Below are 17,251 nucleotides of genomic sequence, written 5' to 3' on the forward strand. Positions count from 1 at the left end.
TATTAGTCTAAATGTGGAATGTTAATTGATTTTTTTAAGCGCTTTCTGTTAAAAAAATCAATTTTCTTACAGGCTTTAAGTCTTTAAAAGCGATTAATAAAAAAGGATGAACAGTTGTTCATCCTTTTTGCCCCAAATCTACCATGAACTTAACCTACTTATGTTATGGTGATACTAAGTTATATTTAATTTAATGATTCTCACCAATAATCCGGTGAAATACAGTATAACCCGATAAAATGATAATTTTATCGGATAAAACGCGTTTTAAGTGCTATGCTTTAATAAGCGCGTTTATTATTTCCTTCGTAAAAATTAATAAAGGCTCTGTTAACCACTCTATTACCTCCTGGTGTTGGGTAGTCCCCTGTAAAATACCAATCTCCTAAGTTGTCCGGACACGCCTCATGAAGGTTATCTACAGGTTGAAAAATAACCTTAACCTCTGCTTTAGTGTGTTCGTTACTTAATAATTCTGAAATCTTATTAGAAATCTGTTCATCTGTAAACTTCGCATAAATATCTTTTACATAGTTTACGATGTCTTTATCCTTATTATTAACTTGTTTAATACACTTATTATAAACCTCTTCTACAATATGGTATTGGTCGGTATCTTTTAATAAGGCTAGAGCTGCTTTAAAAGCCACTAAAGTTTCTAAATTAGCCATATCAATACCGTAACAATCAATATATCGGATTTGAGGAGCAGAAGAAACCACTACAATTTTCTTTGGGTTTAAACGGTCCATCATTTTAATGATACTCTTTTTTAGTGTTGTACCACGTACAATACTATCGTCTATAATCACTAAGTTATCGTTAGGTTTTATAACGCCGTAAGTAACATCGTAAACGTGTGCTACTAAGTCATCTCTACTACTATCTTCAGTAATAAAGGTTCTTAGTTTAACGTCTTTAATGGCTATTTTCTCAATTCTTGGACGTTCTGATAAGATGTCGGTTACTGTTTCTGCAGACAATTTACCGTCACCGTCTAAGATCGATTTTGTTTTTTGTTCGTTGAGGTGATCTTCAACCGCTTCTATCATTCCAAAGAAAGACGTTTCAGCAGTATTAGGAATATAAGAAAACACACTGTTTTTAGTGTCGTTATCAATAGCCTCTAAAACCTTTGGCATTAATAAACGACCTAGTTTTTTTCGTTCCTGATAAATTTCAGCATCACTACCACGAGAAAAGTAAATGCGCTCAAAAGAACAAGCTTTACGCTCTAAAGGTTCTAATATTTTTTTAATCTGAGTAACACCGGACTTCTTGGTAATTATAGCGTGTCCGGGTTGTAACTCTATAACCTTTTCAAAAGGCACGTTAAATACCGTTTGAATTACAGGGCGTTCTGAAGCAACCACAACCACTTCATCATCTTTATAATAATACGCAGGTCTAATTCCTGAAGGATCTCTTAGTACAAAAGAATCACCATGTCCTAATAAGCCTGCCATAGCATAACCACCATCCCAGTTTTTAGCCGCACGCTTAAGTATTTTACCAACTTTTAAACGCTCTGCAATAAGTGGCGAACATTCGTTTTTACTATAGCCTTCCTTTTTTAAATCTTTATATATTTTAGAAACAGCATCATCTAAGAAGTGCCCTATTTTTTCCATTACGGTAATGGTATCTGCTTTCTCTTTAGGGTGTTGTCCTATTTCTATAAGATTATCAAAAAGCTCATTAACATTGGTCATGTTAAAGTTACCAGCAACAATAAGGTTACGGTGCATCCAGTTATTCTGTCTTAAAAACGGGTGTACACTCTCTACGCTATTTTTACCATAAGTACCATAACGAACGTGGCCTAATAAAACCTCACCAACATAAGGGATTTTTCGTTTTTGCAAATCAACATCATCTTGATATTCTGGATTTTTAGTCAGCTCATCATTGATACGGGCATTAATCTGCGCAAAGATATCTTGTATGGGTTGCTGTGCATTAGAGCGCACACGACTAATATAACGCTCTCCAGGTTTGGTATCTAATTTTATACTTGCAAAACCAGCACCATCTTGTCCTCGGTTGTGCTGTTTTTCCATCATTAAATACATCTTATTTACACCATAAAAAGCACTGCCATACTTTTCTTTATAGTATTCTAAGGGTTTTAAAAGTCTAATAAGTGCAATACCGCACTCATGTTTTAATGCATCACTCATGATTGTTTGTCTGCAATTAGTTATATAATTTTGAAAATAAAAACGCGCTCATTTTAGAGCGCGCTTGTTTAAGATAATTCGATATCAAATTGGGTTAGCGTCTTAAATTGCTCTAAGCGCTTATAAATGTCTTGGTCTGTAAGGTTCTGCATACGCTCAGTTCCGAATTTTTCAACACAGAAGGATGCTAATGTAGAGCCATAAATGACCGCTGTTTTCATGTTTTCAAAAGAGAAATCTCCTGTTTTGGCTAAATAGCCTGCAAAACCACCGGCAAAGGTATCTCCGGCTCCTGTAGGATCAAAAACTTCTTTTAATGGTAAAGCAGGTGCATAAAACACATTGTCGTTATGGAATAATAAGGCCCCGTGTTCGCCTTTTTTAATCACCACGTATTTAGGTCCCATTTCATGGATTTTCTTTGCTGCAACCACTAAAGAGTATTCCCCAGTTAATTGGCGGGCTTCTTCATCGTTAATGGTAATTACATCCACGTTTTTTATAACCGCAAGCAAATCGTCTAAAGCGATATCCATCCAGAAATTCATGGTATCTAAAATAGCAAGCTTAGGCTTTTTAGTCATTTGGTTAAGCACACCTTGTTGCACTAAAGGATGCAAATTACCTAACATCACCACTTCGGCATCTTTATAAGAATCAGGGACAATAGGGTTAAAATGTTCTAATACATTAAGCTCTGTAGCTAAAGTATCACGAGAATTCATATCATTATGGTACTTACCACTCCAAAAGAAGGTTTTCCCTTCTTTTACAATTTCTATACCTTCAATATCAATGTTTTTATTGCTTAACAATTCTAAATAGTCTTGCGGAAAATCACCACCAACCACTGAAACTGCTGCGGCATCAACATTAAAATTAGAAGCTGATAAACCAATATAGGTTGCAGCACCACCAAGAATTTTATCGGTTTTACCAAATGGAGTTTCAATAGCGTCAAAGGCTACGGTTCCAACAATTACTAATTTGCTCATAAAAGAATTTTGAATTAAAGTGCAAATTTACGTAAAAATAATTCCTTGTGAAATAGGAAATTTTAGGCTTGTAAAGCCAGGTGTCATTTTAAAGAAAACAACTATGCCTACTTTGATCCTGGCCTATCATGAAGCTCTAAGGGGTATAGGGCGCTTTTGTGTAGGCCTATAGTATAAAAAGAATGCTTATCGCCGATTTTATAACCAAAAAAAGCCACAATAGTTAAATTATGGCTTTTCTTTTATACTTGTAAACGCTTTAACGTCTCAGTAATAAATTATAATTTAGTTATACCGATATGGGTATAAGTACCTGATAAATTAGTACTAGGAGTATCTTCATTTTTAATATAGTACTTAATGTCTATAACATCGCCGGCTGCAAACTTATATTGAAATGTTCCTGTTACACCAAAATGATCTCCACTCCCAAGCGTAGCAACTCCTCTAGAAAGGTAGGCAATACGATTATTATTTAGAAAAACAGCAAGAATATATTTGTTGCTTCCTGTTTTTAAATTAGAAACAGACCAACTTGCGTTAATGATATAACTACCGTCTTTTAGAATTTCAATTTTACCATCACTTATCACAGAAAAATAATCAGTGTTAATTTCTTGAATCTCAGTAGTTTCACCTCCTCCTACTGGTAAATTATAAAAAGTGCCATTCTGTGAAGGTATAGTTCCTGTGTTATCATCATACAGTGTTAAGGTAGGAGTAGCATCTGCTTCTGTTGATAAGTGACTCCATCCTACTGCTTCTGAGATATATACCTCAAGACTTTCTGTTGTGGTATTATAAATAGTAAGACCTTCTACAGGTGAGGCAATAAGATCTCGCTCTGCAGTTGTAAGTCTAGGTAATAATAGACCTTTATCAGTACTCTGTAATTCTAAAATACTAGAGGCGTTTGGAGTATCTGTACCAATACCTACTTGAGCAAAACACGTGCTTGTACATAATAAAAATGCAGCTAAAATGGTAAAAATTGATTTCATTCTTCTATTTGGTTTACATGGATTTAGTGACAAATTAACATTAAAAAATGGGATTTATCAAATTTGTGGCTTTATTAATTTTTAAAAATAGTTAGGCTAAGAGGCTGTAAGTAGATTTGTATAAAAAATACTAGAGTCTTTTTTAGCTTGTAATAGTTTACTTTCACTATAAAGCTTAAGTACTTCAGGCTTTTTTTAGTGACTTAAAGCTTTAAATCTTAAAAAATGACCTTTAAGACCTTGTAAATCTTAACGTTTTATTGACGGTTATTACATAGGTTTGGTCAAAATATTTTACAATTATCTTGAATTATATAAATTATTGCCGTTTATTGCATACTTACTTAATTAAATGATGATTAACATGAAATCGACTTGTATTGCTTTAATATCAATGTTTTGTATAAATCTTGGTGCTCAAGATTTTGAAAAGACCATGACGGTAAGTCCGGGGACCTCTGTGCGTATAGAGTCAGGAACTGTTTTCGGTGCTGATACCCTAACTTTAAAATCAAGCTCAAGTAAATTTGCCGCGGTTTTAACTGATGTTGATGCTTTAACGTCTGGAGCTGTTGTTAATTACGATAGGTATGTTAATATTGTAGGGCAAAGTTTAGTGAATGGAGGAAATGATTTAGTGGCTTTACCTGTAAAAAATGGAGCTGCTACTTTTGCTGATTTTTTAACCTATAGTGATGATGGGGGAACAAACACTAATGCAGATTATATGGTAACTTCGCCAACGACCCTGACCTTATATGCTTTTGGGCCTTTTGATACAGCAAATTATACCTATATTAATTATGATTCTAGTGCAGATGGGGCCGTAGAGTTGCTAAGAGGTAAAGGGTATAGAGCTGCAACAGCTTCTGGGAGAACCTTAAGATTTACAGGAAGTATTACGACGAATAGTGTAACTACGCCTATTATTACAGGAACATATTCTAGATGGAATTTAATAGGAAATCCTTATCCTACTTATTTAGATTCGGAAGCATTTTTAACGGCAAATAGCGGGCAATTAGATCCAGATGCTCTAGCTATTTATGGCTATAATAGTGGAACCAACGCAAGTAGTATTGGGACCATAGGAAACTATACTATTATTAATTATAATACCAATACGGACTTAAATATTGCTCCAGGTCAAGGATTCTATGTGGCTAATGACCCTAGTGCATCTAGTAATACCGTTACCTTTACTCCAGCAATGCGCCTTTTTAATGGTGGAGATGATTTTATAGCAGGTAGAGACGCTAATAATCAAATGTTACGTTTAAAGGTGGCACAAGCTAACGCTGATTTTGCTACCGAGTTTTATTTTAATGATAATTCTACACAGGCTTTAGATCCTGGTTACGATGCAAAACTATTTGGGGCATCTTCTCTAGGGTTTTCATTGTATTCGCATTTGGTTGCAGATAACCAAGGCACAGCAATGGCTATACAAAGTTTAGGATCTTCAGATCTTAGTTCTGTAGTTATTCCTTTAGGATTAAAAGCAGGAGAAGGGCAACAGATTACCTTCAGTATTGAGAATTCTACCTTAGCCTCAGACGTTGCAGTATATTTAGAAGATATAGTAGCCAACACCGTTACCTTATTAAATAATACAGACTATAGCTTTACAACAAATTCAGCTATTTCTGGTACAGGACGTTTTTATCTAAATATTGGTAATGCAACCTTATCTCAAGTTGATGATGAGTTGAATAACTTAAATTTATATGCAGCTCAGAAAACGATTGTGGTTACAGGACAACTTGTAGAAGCAACAGAAATGACTGTTTACGATACTTTAGGACGTAAAGTGATGTTCTCTACCTTAGAGACCGGATCTAACGCTAATGAAGTAGACGCTTCGCAATTAACGGCAGGTATTTATATTGTAACATTAGAAAACGCCACACAAGAGCTTTCTAAAAAGGTGATCTTAAAATAAGCAACACTATCATAGTATTATAAAAAGGGCTAACAACATTTTGTTCGCCCTTTTTATGCTTTTGGATCTGAAGTGTCTTAAAGGATTTATGGTCCTTATTTTGGGCTATTTCCTCCCAAAATCTGCAGGTATTTCTCCCCAAGCCTTGGTTTCCCATTTTACTATGGTGGTCCTGTATTCGTTGGTTTTTAACCATTGTACGGCACGATCTACCAAATCAAACACCGGTTTGTTTTTAGCATTACGCTGTAGTTTTGTATTACAAGCTTTTTTGCGCACCCAGCTCATAGCTGTTCTAGAATCCGTATACATAATGCGGGTGCTATTGTGTTGTTTTAAAAAAGCCAAACCATGCACAAGCGCTAAAAACTCGCCAATATTATTGGTACCTTGCTCAAAAGGTCCTTGATGAAACAATTGTTTTTTAGTTTTTGTATCCACACCACGGTATTCCATAATTCCGGGGTTGCCACTAGAAGCAGCATCTACAGCAATGGAATTGTAATTGGGCTTTCCTATTTTTTTTAATTCGGCCTCAGAGAGTCCACTACTAAATGTTTTTTGCTTTCCTATAAAGTCAAAGTAGTTGCCTTCTAAAGCCTTTTCGGCTTCATCTTGGGTAGGGAAGGATTTGTATTGTGCTCCTGGGAAATCTTTAATCTGCGTTTTACAAGCGTTCCAAGAGCTGTAAACCCCAGGTTTATGACCTTGCCAAACCGTGTAATATTTCTTTTTCTTTTTACTCATCTTTAGTTTCCGCGATAGCGGAAATCTTATTATTTAAGTTCTTACTTTAAAAGTTGATCCACCACCTTAGGAAAATGTTCCATCTCTAAGCCGTGAATTTTCTGCGCAACATCATCTGCGGTGTCCGATGCAGAAACTGCACATTTGGCTTGAAAAATTAAGGCGCCTTCATCATAGTTTTCGTTAACATAATGAATACTAATCCCTGTTTCAACCTCTTTGTTTTCAACAATAGCATTATGCACATGCATGCCATACATCCCTTTTCCGCCGTAATTAGGGAGTAAAGCAGGGTGGATATTAATGACTTTATTTTCAAACTCTTTCAGTATAAACTCAGGGAATTTCCACAGAAATCCTGCTAATACAATAAGGTCGGGCTGCGTGGCTTTTAAAAGGTTTAAGACATCATTAGATTTAGAAAAGGCAATGCGGTTAAAAGATAAGGCGCTAACTTTTAAGGTTTTGCAACGCTCTAAAACTTTGGCATGAGGATTGTTGGTTAAGACCTGAATAACAGAGGCAGTATCGCTGTTTTGAAAGAACTTAATTAAATTTTCTGCATTAGATCCGCTACCGGAAGCAAAAATGACAATACGTTTCATCAGTAGATTTTATTTAAGATTAAGATGAAATGGAATTAACCCTTAAAAATTTACTAAAATGTTTAGCAAACTTTAGTTCAGTTCATTGCATTTACAGTTATATTTGTTTCAAATATTTAGAACAAAAAAAAGAATAATAATTTAATATTAGGGGTAAAAACCAAATACTTCAATCGATTTACATTAATTTATATGTACATTTTATTGGTAAAAGTGTTTTTTAAAATAAAGTTTTTTATTTTTGCCGTCTAATAAAACTTAAAATAAAAAAATTATGTCAGACATTGCATCAAGAGTAAAAGCGATTATCGTAGACAAGTTAGGTGTTGATGAAAACGAAGTTGTAACTGAAGCAAGCTTCACTAACGATTTAGGAGCGGATTCATTAGATACTGTTGAATTGATAATGGAATTCGAAAAGGAATTTGATATTCAAATCCCAGATGATCAAGCAGAAAATATAGCGACAGTTGGTCAAGCCGTTTCTTACATAGAAGCAGCAAAATAATAACTTTATTTTTATGGAATTAAAGCGAGTCGTTGTTACAGGTTTAGGTGCTCTTACGCCCATAGGAAATACCAAAGATGAATATTGGGATGCTCTTATCAGTGGGAAGAGTGGTGCCGCTACTGTGACGCATTTTGATCCTGAAAAATTCAAAACTAAGTTCGCTTGTGAAATAAAAAACTTTAAAGTTACTGACTTTATTGATAGAAAGTTAGCAAAGCGAATGGATAAATTTTCGCAGTATGCGATGGTTGCTTCAGATGAAGCCATTGTAGACTCGAAATTAGATGTAGATTCATTAAACAAATTAAGAGTCGGTGTTATTTGGGGCGCTGGTATTGGTGGTTTAGAAACATTTCAAGATGAAGTGTTAAACTATGCTGCTGGTGACGGAACGCCACGATTTAATCCCTTCTTTATACCGAAAATGATTGCTGATATAGCACCTGGAAACATTTCTATTAAGTATGGTTTCATGGGGCCTAATTATACCACAGTCTCTGCTTGTGCGTCTTCAGCAAACTCAATGATCGATGCCTTAAACACCATTCGTTTAGGAACTTGTGATGTTGTGATTACTGGAGGTAGTGAAGCCGCAGTGACTATTGCTGGTATGGGTGGTTTTAATGCTATGCATGCCATGAGTACTCGAAATGATGATCCGCAATCGGCCTCTAGACCTTTTGACGCTAACCGGGATGGTTTTGTCTTAGGTGAAGGTGCTGGCGCTATTGTCTTAGAAGAGTATGAACATGCTAAAGCTAGAGGCGCTAAAATCTACGCCGAAGTACTTGGTGGAGGTTTGTCTTCTGATGCTTATCATATGACGGCACCACATCCAGATGGTATTGGTGTTGTTGCGGTAATGAAAAATTGTTTAGAAAACGCTGGTTTAAATCCCGAAGATGTAGATCATATCAATACGCACGGAACATCAACACCATTAGGTGATGTTGCGGAGCTAAAAGCTATATCTGAAGTATTTGGAAGCCACGCTAAAAACATCAATATTAACTCTACAAAATCTATGACAGGTCACTTGTTGGGTGCTGCCGGAGCAATTGAAGCGATTGCTTCTATTTTAGCTATGGAGCATGGTATTGTACCACCAACAATTAACCACGAAACGGTTGACGAAAACATAGATCCAGAGTTAAATTTGACACTCAATAAAGCTCAGAAACGAGACATTAAAGTCGCAATGAGTAATACCTTTGGATTTGGCGGACATAACGCCTGTGTATTATTCAAAAAATTAGATTAAATCCCGAATGAGCTTCATTCGTAACATATTAAATTCCCGCTCTCAAGAAGACGGGAATTTTTTTATTCAACTTAAGGATATTTTAGGCTTTAAACCCAAGTCTACAGCCATCTATATGACGGCTTTTACCCACCGTTCTATGAATATTAAGGACGATAAGGGGAATCCCATTAACTATGAACGTCTCGAGTTTGTAGGCGATGCAATTTTAGGCTCCGTAATAGCGGCATATTTGTTTCAAAAAGTACCGCATGGCGATGAGGGTTACCTTACCAAAATGCGTTCTAAAGTGGTCAGTAGAGAGCATCTTAATAAATTAGGAGAAGAACTTGGGCTGATTAACTTTGTAGAAAGTAAAATCCCGACCTCTAATTTTGGGAACAATATTCACGGTAATCTTTTTGAAGCCTTAGTAGGCGCTATTTATCTAGATCGGGGCTATAGGTTTTGCGAGAAATTTGTTTACAAGCGCGTTATTAACCCGCATGTAGATATTGAGGCCCTAGAAGGTAAAGTTATTAGCTATAAAGGCTTACTGATAGAGTGGTGCCAAAAAGAAAAAAACACCTTTAATTACGAAGTGTACGAAGATACGGGTAAAGATGAACTAAAGCATTTTTCTGTAAAGCTTAGTATTAATGAGAAGGTGGTGGCCAAAGCCCGTGCAACCTCTAAGAAAAAGGCGGAAGAAAAAGCCTCTAAACGTGCCTTTTTCGCTTTTCAAAAACAAATTACCAACCATGGCTAATTGAAGATTATAAACGTGTTAGGATAACCTAAACGATAACGTTTTCGTAGATTATCACTGCTAATCTTAACCATTTCTTAAGCCAACTAAGCGTTTATTGTGGTATATTTGCCTCTCAAAGTTATAATTGGATGGCTTTACACAAACTTCAAGTGGATGATTTTTACGATGATGCTTTTAAATTAATAGCTATTCATTGTAGATTAGAAGATTATCGACTAGCATATTTGCTTAACAAGCATTTAGGGCTGAGATTAGTGCGTAAGGATAAAGATATAGACTTCAGGTATTTGGAGGCTTCCTACAGTATTTTTGAATGGGATAATGACATAGAGTTTACCCTGTGGAATTTAATTTCAAACGTCTGTAAAAAAGAGGAAGACAGTCTATATAGTTCTGGGACATTGTTTGCGAACAACGAAAAAGTGCTCAAAACATTCCATTTAATTTCGGAATATAAAAAAGTAGATTTCTTTCTTAAGATTTCTGAAGATTCACATAGTGTGGATGACAAAGAAATTTTAAATAAATTGAAGGATATTCCACAGATCATAACAAGTTATACGGTAGATCCGTTAAATATAAAATCAAAAGACCATTTAATTTTTTGAATCGATGTCACACAAAAAAACAAAAATAGTAGCCACATTAGGACCCGCAACAAGCAACAAGGCCGTATTAAAAGCCATGCTAGATGAAGGTGCCAATGTGTTTAGAATTAACTTCTCTCATGCCGATTACGCCGATGTAGAAGAACGTATTAAAATGATTAGAGAGCTTAACGAAGAGTACGGCTATAACGCTTCAATCTTAGGAGACCTTCAAGGACCTAAGTTGCGTGTAGGGGTAATGAAAGGTGAAGTTATCGTTAATGAAGGCGACGAAATCATTTTTGCTACAGGAGAACGTTTTGAAGGGACAAAAGAGCGTGTTTACATGACTTATGAGCGTTTCCCTCAAGATGCTAAGCCAGGAGAGCGTATCTTATTAGATGATGGAAAATTAATTTTTGAAGTGGTTTCTACCGATATGAAGTCTGAGGTGAAAGCCAAAGTTATTCAAGGAGGTCCATTAAAATCTAAGAAAGGGGTTAACCTTCCTAATACTAATATCTCTCAGCCTGCTTTAACAGAGAAGGATATTGAAGATGCTATTTTTGCCATCGGACAAGAGGTAGATTGGATTGCTTTATCTTTTGTACGTCATGCCGAAGATTTAATGCAGCTAGAAAATTTAATTAACGAGCACAGTGCGCATAAAATTCCAATTATAGCGAAGATAGAAAAGCCTGAAGCTGTAGAGAATATTGATAAGATTGTTGCCTATTGTGATGGTTTAATGGTCGCTCGTGGAGATCTCGGTGTTGAGATTCCTGCAGAAGAAGTACCGTTAATTCAAAAGCAATTGGTATTACGTGCTAAACGTGCTAGAATTCCAGTAATTATTGCCACGCAAATGATGGAGACTATGATTTCTAGTCTTACACCAACCCGTGCAGAGGTAAATGATGTTGCCAATTCAGTAATGGATGGTGCAGATGCAGTAATGTTATCTGGAGAAACTTCAGTAGGGCAGTACCCTGTACAAGTAATCCGTCAGATGGCAAACATTATCCGTAGCGTAGAAGATTCTCCGTTAATTGAGGTACCACAATCGCCACCACATATTCGAACAAAACGTTATATCACAAAAGCGATTTGTTTTCACGCGGCTAACATGGCCAACGAAATTAATGCAAAGGCTATTTCTACCTTAACCAATAGTGGTTATACAGCCTTTCAAATTTCGGCATGGAGACCGTCAGCACATATTTTAGTCTTTACATCAAACCGTCGTATCTTAAATCAATTAAGTTTACTTTGGGGTGTTACAGCGTTCTACTACGATAAATTTGTAAGTACAGATGAAACGATTGAAGATGTAAACGCTATTGCTTGTAAAAAAGGCTATTTAGATGTTGGTGATATGCTTATTAGTTTAGCAGCGATGCCTATTCAAGAAAAAGGAATGGTAAACACTTTAAGAGTTACAGAGATTGAAAGCTGTAGCTTTTAATATCAACACCTTATAATTGAAAACGATCCGTTTTTAAAAAAAGAATCCCCTTTTAGGGGATTTTTTTTGCTTAAAACTTTAATTTTAGTTGCACACTAATAGTACTGTTGTCTGCTTTGCCCTTCTTCGGAATTTTGGCATTGGTATTTAAGTTTGATAAGGAAATACCTAGAAGGCGTACCGAATTATTTAAGCGGTCTTGATACAATAAGTCTTTGGCGGTTTCAAGGATAAGGGCCGCTTCTTTTACGTAATAAGGAAGGGTTTTACTGCGTGTTTGTAGGGTGAAATCGCTATATTTTATTTTTAAAGTGATGGTTTTTCCTGAAACGTTATTTTTATGTAAGCGTTTGGAGACTTCTTCAGCAATAAGTTTTAATTTTTCGAGCATAAATATTTCTGAAGAAAGGTTTTCGCTAAAGGTGCGTTCTGCAGCTAAGGATTTTCTAATGCGATTGGGTTTTACTTCACTGGTATGGATGCCACGAACCACATCGTAATAATAGGCGCCAGATTTCCCAAAATGTGTTTTAAGGTATTCTAAAGATTTAGATTTTAAGTCCTTACCCGTAAAGATCCCTTTCTGATACATTTTTTCTGCCGTTACTTTCCCCACGCCATAAAATTTCCGAATGTCTAAAGCCTCTAAAAACGGAAGCACATCTTCTGGGTTTACCGTTTTTTGGCCATTAGGTTTGTTATAATCGCTCGCTACTTTGGCAATAAACTTGTTAATAGAGATTCCTGCGGAAGCCGTTAAGCCCACTTCGTCATAAATACGTTGTCTTATGTCTTCAGCAATTAAAGAAGCGCTGTAAAGGCCTTTTTTGTTTTCTGTAACATCTAAATACGCCTCATCGAGGGATAAGGGCTCAACCAAATCGGTATAGTCTAAAAAAATGGCTCTTATTTGGTTGGAAATGGATCTGTAACGCTCAAAATCTGTTTTTACAAAAATTAAATCAGGACAAAGCTTAAGGGCCAATTGGCCAGACATGGCGCTTTTTACCCCAAATTGTCGGGCTTCATAACTTGCGGCACTAATAACCCCTCGGGGGCCACCGCCACCTACAGCAATGGCTTTACCTTTTAGTTCAGGAGCATCTAATTGGGCTACCGACGCATAAAATGCATCCATATCCACATGAATTATCTTTCTTATTGGTAAATCGCTTAGCATACTGTAAATTTATGAAATCCTGTGGCTGCAGCGCGCCGTAAGGGCCGATTATCACAAATTAATAATTAACTAGTAAATTCAGAATATATAAAATGATAGAAATAGAACGGAAATTTCTTGTGAACTCCATGGCTTTTAAAGCTGAGGCTCATAAAAGTTATGCGATTAAACAAGGATTTTTAAATAGTGCTAAAGAACGGACGGTCCGTGTAAGGTTGAAAGACGAGGCTGGATTTTTAACGGTAAAAGGGCAATCTACAGCCAATGGTTTATCGCGTTTTGAATGGGAAAAATCTATTTCTACAGCGGAAGCGGAAGCCTTGTTAGCCCTATGTGAACCTGGAATTATAGATAAAGTCCGTTATGAAGTAATCTGTGGAAAGCACGTCTATGAAATTGATGAGTTTTTTGGTGATAATGAAGGTTTAGTGGTGGCAGAAGTAGAGTTAAATGCCGAAAATGAGTCGTATACCAAACCGGCTTGGTTGGGGGAAGAAGTGACTGGCGATTTAAAATATTACAATTCAATTTTAAGTAAAACCCCGTATAAATTATGGTCTATATAAAACGATTCTTAACGGTTTCTGTTGTTTTAGGAAGCTTGTTGTCTTGCAACAATACAAAGAAAGAAGGCGATACTGCGCCAGCATTTCCGGTAGAGGATATGCAAACTAAGCTTAAACCTATAGATAGTGTTCAGAGTACGACGCCAGAACCTGTATCTAAGGCGGCTTTAAAAGCCCAACTTATGGCGAAGGGGTATGAGGTGTTTGATTATGTAGACGCTAAAACTCAAGATACCATTTTGATGCAAAAGTATTTTATGGCGTTTTTAAAGGAAGGACCAATTAGAAATCAGAATGAAGAAGAAGCTGCGCTTTTGCAAAAAGCTCATTTAGCGTATTTAGGGAAGATGTATGATTTAGGCTATGCCGATATTTCAGGACCCTTTGATGATGATGGGGTCATAAGAGGGATTACCATTTACAATGTGCCTACAAAACAGTTGGCGGATAGTTTGGCGCAAGCTGATCCTATGGTGCAATCTGGTCGTTTAAAGATTGAAATACATCCGTGGTGGGCCGCCAAAGGTTACCGCTTACGTTAAAAACAATATGACATAAAAAAAAGCTCTGAACAACTGTTCAGAGCTTTTTTTATAAGTAAAATTCAATGGATTTTAGTTTTCTACTGTTTCTGTAGTTACAATGATGAATTCAGAACGTCTGTTTTCAGCATGTTGTTCTTTAGTACATCCACCGGCACAATCTACTTTAGGCTCCGTTTCACCTTTACCTTCAGCAGTAATTCTAGAAGCATCAATACCTTTAGAAATTACATATTGTACAGTAGTCTTAGCTCTACGCTCAGAAAGATTAGCATTGTAAGACTCAGGACCTCTAACATCTGTATGCGACGTAGCTTTGATCTTCATTTCAGGATATTTGTTCATGATCTGAACTAATTTATCCAATTCAAAAGCAGCTTGTGCTGTAATATTAGATTTGTCGAAATCAAAATAGATAGGTGCTAAATCAATAGTTTCAGCTAATATTAATTTTTCGATAGGATCTAAAGAAATCTGAACGTCATTTTCTTCTTCGTTCGTTCCTTTAACCGCGACTTTTTTACTGTCAAAACCATCCATTACAACTTCAAGTTCTGTGTCTTCATCACATTCTACCATGAATTCAGCAACACCTTCTTGATTTGTTGTTTTAGAAAGGACTTTATTTCCTTCAGCATCAAATAAAGCTACATTAGCGCCTGCAATTGGCTGACGTGTTTTGTCATCTAAAACCGTTGCAACAATTAAAACATCACAAAGTGGTTGTAGTTTTTTGAATTCGTAGATATCATCACTTCCTTGTCCACCTTCTCTATTAGAAGATACTAAACCTTCGTTTTTCTCTTCATCAATTCTGAAAGCAAAATCATCAGCATTACTGTTAATTGGAATCCCAACATTACGTACCGTTGCTAATTTTCCATCAACTTCTTTAGTGTAAAATACATCTAATCCTCCTAATCCTAAATGACCGTTAGAAGAGAAATAAAGGGTATTGTTACTGCTGATAAAAGGAAACATTTCTTGTGCTTCAGTGTTTACTTTCTGACCTAAATTAACAGGTTCTCCCACTGTACCATCTGCATTGATCTCTGCTTTGTAGATGTCGTAGTTTCCATAACCACCTGGCATGTTAGAAGAAAAGTAAAGTGTTTTTCCATCGGCACTTACAGAAGGGTTTTTTACAGAATAGTTTTCGCTGTTGATCGCTAAACTCTCAATAGTATCCCACTCGTCACCTAATTTAGTAGCTTTAAATAAGTATACCTGGCTGAATCTAGCACTGCTGATAGAATCTTTTTGGTAATCTTTTTCAAAATAACTTTCTCTAGAAAAATACATGGTTTTTCCATCTGGTGTAAAAGACACTAAACCTTCATGGTATTTAGTGTTTAATTTACCTTCAGCTAAGGTTGCTGCTTGAGAGGTACCATCGGTATTTTTAGTTACCGTATAGATATCTAAAAACGGTTGCTCGTTCCATCCGTAAGTTTTACGGCTATCGTTACGACCAGAGGTAATGTATAATTTACCATCATGCATGGTACCTCCAAAATCAGATTGCTCTGAGTTGTAATCTGCATTTTGAACGTTGAACTTTTTACCTTGTTCTAAGATCTTAGGAAGGTAATCTGGGTTCGCTCTAAATGCGGTAGCTCTGTTATCAGATGGACGCATAGATGCAAATTTTTCCATCTGTGCATTTGATTCTTCATACTTCCCATTAGCCTTAAGCATCTGAGAGTATTTAAACACCATTTCTGGGTCTGTTGAAGTTTCTAAAGCTTTGGCATAGTAGCGTTCTGCTTCTACAGTATTAAAAATGTTATAGTAGCTTTCTGCTAATTGTCCGTAAACATAGCTGTCTGCTTTTCCTTTTTCTACAAGCTTATTATAATCTTCTACGGCTTCTACAAACTCGTAACGATCAAAATGCTTGTCTGCTTTTTTTGTGTCTTTGTTTTGAGCCGTTAAGCAAAAGCCACTCAACAACGCAGTAAATAATAAGGTATTAATGTTTTTCATAATTGTTTTTAGCTTAGCTGATTAAAAGTATCTAGGAGAACGTGAAACGCGTTTTGGGAAATTAAGATCAAATAATAACATAATTTCGTGAGATGCTGGGGCGTAATCCTTGATGTCTGAAGATACAGCATCGTAAGCATATCCAATTCTTACCGAAGGTGTGATTGCAAAATTGATTAATCCTGAGAATGAATCATCTAAACGGTAAGACGCTCCAATTTCTAATTTTTTATAGAACCTAGCGTTTAGGTTAACATCAAAAGATGTTGGCGCATCAAAAGCCGACTTAAACATTACTGATGGTTTTAACTCGGTATTAGGTGAAAGGTCAAATACATAACCCCCTGTTAAGAAATAGTGTTGTGTTTCTGATCCTATTTTACGACCATCATTATCTAAGTGAACAGATGATAATAAGTTTGGTGCAGAAAACGATACGTAATATTTATCGGTGTAGTAAAAGAACCCCGCTCCAATATTAGGCGTTGTTGTATTGACATCCTGAGAGAAAAAATCATCTGTAGGATCTACAACATCTAAACTTGTTAAACCAATATCATGAAATGTAGCTCCAGCTTTTACACCAAAGGCAAGGCGGTGTTCACCGCCAAGCTTTAGAGTGTATGAAAGATCTACGTAAGCATTGGTTTCATTTACAGGACCAATGTGATCTGAAATAACAGAGGCACCTAGTCCTAAATTGCTACCAATTGGAGCGTGACCGAAAAACGTTCCTGTTTCCGGTGCTCCATCAATTTTAGTCCATTGATTTCTGTACAATAATCCGAAAGACAGATTGTCTTTCGACCCTGCATAGGCCGGGTTGATTATGTTCATATTATACATGTACTGTGTGTACTGAGGATCTTGTTGTCCGTGCATTTTAAATGCCAATAGCAAGATCGCTATAATAGTGAGTTTTTTCATTATAA

General features: G+C 36.2%; 16 protein-coding genes. 8 read left to right on the forward strand and 8 right to left on the reverse strand.

Annotated elements, in window-relative coordinates; all coding sequences use genetic code 11:
• Positions 1-281: 281 nt before the first annotated feature.
• From DFQ08_RS02425 to DFQ08_RS02435, 3 genes are all read right to left on the reverse strand, one after another.
• A complete protein-coding gene (locus DFQ08_RS02425) occupies positions 282-2,180 on the reverse strand; it encodes an amidophosphoribosyltransferase (protein ID WP_114308200.1) in 1,899 nt (632 codons plus the stop codon).
• Between the two features lie 68 nt (positions 2,181-2,248).
• Positions 2,249-3,175 carry a PfkB family carbohydrate kinase gene (locus tag DFQ08_RS02430; RefSeq protein ID WP_114308201.1) on the reverse strand — a complete coding sequence of 309 codons (927 nt, stop codon included), beginning with the start codon at positions 3,173-3,175 and terminating at the stop codon, positions 2,249-2,251.
• 278 nt (positions 3,176-3,453) lie between these two features.
• Positions 3,454-4,176 carry a hypothetical protein gene (locus tag DFQ08_RS02435; RefSeq protein WP_114308202.1) on the reverse strand — a complete coding sequence of 241 codons (723 nt, stop codon included), beginning with the start codon at positions 4,174-4,176 and terminating at the stop codon, positions 3,454-3,456.
• A 364-nt stretch (positions 4,177-4,540) separates the two neighbouring features.
• Between DFQ08_RS02435 and DFQ08_RS02440 the strand changes: the two genes are divergently transcribed.
• The gene (locus DFQ08_RS02440; protein ID WP_181858346.1) at positions 4,541-6,118 is read left to right on the forward strand and encodes a T9SS type A sorting domain-containing protein; all 1,578 of its coding nucleotides are present in this window, start codon (positions 4,541-4,543) and stop codon (positions 6,116-6,118) included.
• Positions 6,119-6,223: 105 nt separating this feature from the next.
• Here DFQ08_RS02440 and DFQ08_RS02445 read toward each other — a convergent pair whose 3' ends face one another.
• A complete protein-coding gene (locus DFQ08_RS02445; protein WP_114308204.1) occupies positions 6,224-6,865 on the reverse strand; it encodes a ribonuclease H1 domain-containing protein in 642 nt (213 codons plus the stop codon).
• Between the two features lie 41 nt (positions 6,866-6,906).
• Entirely contained in the window at positions 6,907-7,470 is a 564-nt protein-coding gene (gene purN, locus DFQ08_RS02450) for a phosphoribosylglycinamide formyltransferase (RefSeq protein ID WP_114308205.1), read from the reverse strand.
• A gap of 274 nt (positions 7,471-7,744) precedes the next feature.
• Here purN and DFQ08_RS02455 point away from each other — a divergent pair, with 274 nt between their 5' ends.
• From DFQ08_RS02455 to pyk, 5 genes are all read left to right on the forward strand, one after another.
• Entirely contained in the window at positions 7,745-7,978 is a 234-nt protein-coding gene (locus DFQ08_RS02455) for an acyl carrier protein (RefSeq protein WP_013869581.1), read from the forward strand.
• 13 nt (positions 7,979-7,991) lie between these two features.
• Positions 7,992-9,242, forward strand: coding sequence for a beta-ketoacyl-ACP synthase II (gene fabF, locus DFQ08_RS02460; protein WP_114308206.1), 1,251 nt, complete (start codon positions 7,992-7,994; stop codon positions 9,240-9,242).
• 7 nt (positions 9,243-9,249) lie between these two features.
• Entirely contained in the window at positions 9,250-9,990 is a 741-nt protein-coding gene (gene rnc, locus DFQ08_RS02465; RefSeq protein WP_114308207.1) for a ribonuclease III, read from the forward strand.
• Between the two features lie 131 nt (positions 9,991-10,121).
• Entirely contained in the window at positions 10,122-10,601 is a 480-nt protein-coding gene (locus tag DFQ08_RS02470) for an IPExxxVDY family protein (protein WP_114308208.1), read from the forward strand.
• A 4-nt stretch (positions 10,602-10,605) separates the two neighbouring features.
• Positions 10,606-12,045, forward strand: a complete 1,440-nt coding sequence (gene pyk, locus DFQ08_RS02475; protein ID WP_114308209.1) for a pyruvate kinase — start codon at positions 10,606-10,608, stop codon at positions 12,043-12,045.
• 70 nt (positions 12,046-12,115) lie between these two features.
• On the opposite strand, the gene dinB is transcribed toward pyk, so the two are convergent.
• Positions 12,116-13,225, reverse strand: coding sequence for a DNA polymerase IV (gene dinB / locus DFQ08_RS02480; RefSeq protein ID WP_114308210.1), 1,110 nt, complete (start codon positions 13,223-13,225; stop codon positions 12,116-12,118).
• Between the two features lie 92 nt (positions 13,226-13,317).
• On the opposite strand from dinB, the gene DFQ08_RS02485 reads away from it, so the two are divergent.
• A complete protein-coding gene (locus DFQ08_RS02485; protein ID WP_114308211.1) occupies positions 13,318-13,791 on the forward strand; it encodes a CYTH domain-containing protein in 474 nt (157 codons plus the stop codon).
• Positions 13,779-14,333, forward strand: coding sequence for a YciI family protein (locus DFQ08_RS02490; RefSeq protein WP_114308212.1), 555 nt, complete (start codon positions 13,779-13,781; stop codon positions 14,331-14,333). Before DFQ08_RS02485 ends, DFQ08_RS02490 begins: the two co-directional genes overlap by 13 nt.
• 72 nt (positions 14,334-14,405) lie before the next feature.
• Here DFQ08_RS02490 and DFQ08_RS02495 read toward each other — a convergent pair whose 3' ends face one another.
• Together DFQ08_RS02495 and DFQ08_RS02500 are read right to left on the reverse strand one after the other, a co-directional pair.
• Positions 14,406-16,319: an OmpA family protein gene (locus DFQ08_RS02495; RefSeq protein ID WP_114308213.1), complete on the reverse strand. Its 1,914-nt coding sequence runs from the start codon at positions 16,317-16,319 to the stop codon at positions 14,406-14,408.
• 21 nt (positions 16,320-16,340) lie between these two features.
• The gene (locus DFQ08_RS02500; protein WP_114308214.1) at positions 16,341-17,246 is read right to left on the reverse strand and encodes a PorP/SprF family type IX secretion system membrane protein; all 906 of its coding nucleotides are present in this window, start codon (positions 17,244-17,246) and stop codon (positions 16,341-16,343) included.
• Positions 17,247-17,251 lie beyond the last annotated feature (5 nt).

It is taken from the genome of Winogradskyella arenosi, from assembly GCF_003337305.1.
Classification (GTDB): Bacteria; Bacteroidota; Bacteroidia; order Flavobacteriales; family Flavobacteriaceae; genus Winogradskyella; species Winogradskyella arenosi.

Excerpts from the sequence above, each read along its gene's own strand:
- DFQ08_RS02425 (WP_114308200.1), bottom strand. The coding sequence starts at position 2,180 with ATGAGTGATGCATTAAAACATGAGTGCGGTATTGCACTTATTAGACTT.
- DFQ08_RS02430 (WP_114308201.1), bottom strand. The coding sequence starts at position 3,175 with ATGAGCAAATTAGTAATTGTTGGAACCGTAGCCTTTGACGCTATTGAA.
- DFQ08_RS02435 (WP_114308202.1), bottom strand. The coding sequence starts at position 4,176 with ATGAAATCAATTTTTACCATTTTAGCTGCATTTTTATTATGTACAAGC.
- DFQ08_RS02440 (WP_181858346.1), top strand. The coding sequence starts at position 4,541 with ATGAAATCGACTTGTATTGCTTTAATATCAATGTTTTGTATAAATCTT.
- DFQ08_RS02445 (WP_114308204.1), bottom strand. The coding sequence starts at position 6,865 with ATGAGTAAAAAGAAAAAGAAATATTACACGGTTTGGCAAGGTCATAAA.
- purN (WP_114308205.1), bottom strand. The coding sequence starts at position 7,470 with ATGAAACGTATTGTCATTTTTGCTTCCGGTAGCGGATCTAATGCAGAA.
- DFQ08_RS02455 (WP_013869581.1), top strand. The coding sequence starts at position 7,745 with ATGTCAGACATTGCATCAAGAGTAAAAGCGATTATCGTAGACAAGTTA.
- fabF (WP_114308206.1), top strand. The coding sequence starts at position 7,992 with ATGGAATTAAAGCGAGTCGTTGTTACAGGTTTAGGTGCTCTTACGCCC.
- rnc (WP_114308207.1), top strand. The coding sequence starts at position 9,250 with ATGAGCTTCATTCGTAACATATTAAATTCCCGCTCTCAAGAAGACGGG.
- DFQ08_RS02470 (WP_114308208.1), top strand. The coding sequence starts at position 10,122 with ATGGCTTTACACAAACTTCAAGTGGATGATTTTTACGATGATGCTTTT.
- pyk (WP_114308209.1), top strand. The coding sequence starts at position 10,606 with ATGTCACACAAAAAAACAAAAATAGTAGCCACATTAGGACCCGCAACA.
- dinB (WP_114308210.1), bottom strand. The coding sequence starts at position 13,225 with ATGCTAAGCGATTTACCAATAAGAAAGATAATTCATGTGGATATGGAT.
- DFQ08_RS02485 (WP_114308211.1), top strand. The coding sequence starts at position 13,318 with ATGATAGAAATAGAACGGAAATTTCTTGTGAACTCCATGGCTTTTAAA.
- DFQ08_RS02490 (WP_114308212.1), top strand. The coding sequence starts at position 13,779 with ATGGTCTATATAAAACGATTCTTAACGGTTTCTGTTGTTTTAGGAAGC.
- DFQ08_RS02495 (WP_114308213.1), bottom strand. The coding sequence starts at position 16,319 with ATGAAAAACATTAATACCTTATTATTTACTGCGTTGTTGAGTGGCTTT.
- DFQ08_RS02500 (WP_114308214.1), bottom strand. The coding sequence starts at position 17,246 with ATGAAAAAACTCACTATTATAGCGATCTTGCTATTGGCATTTAAAATG.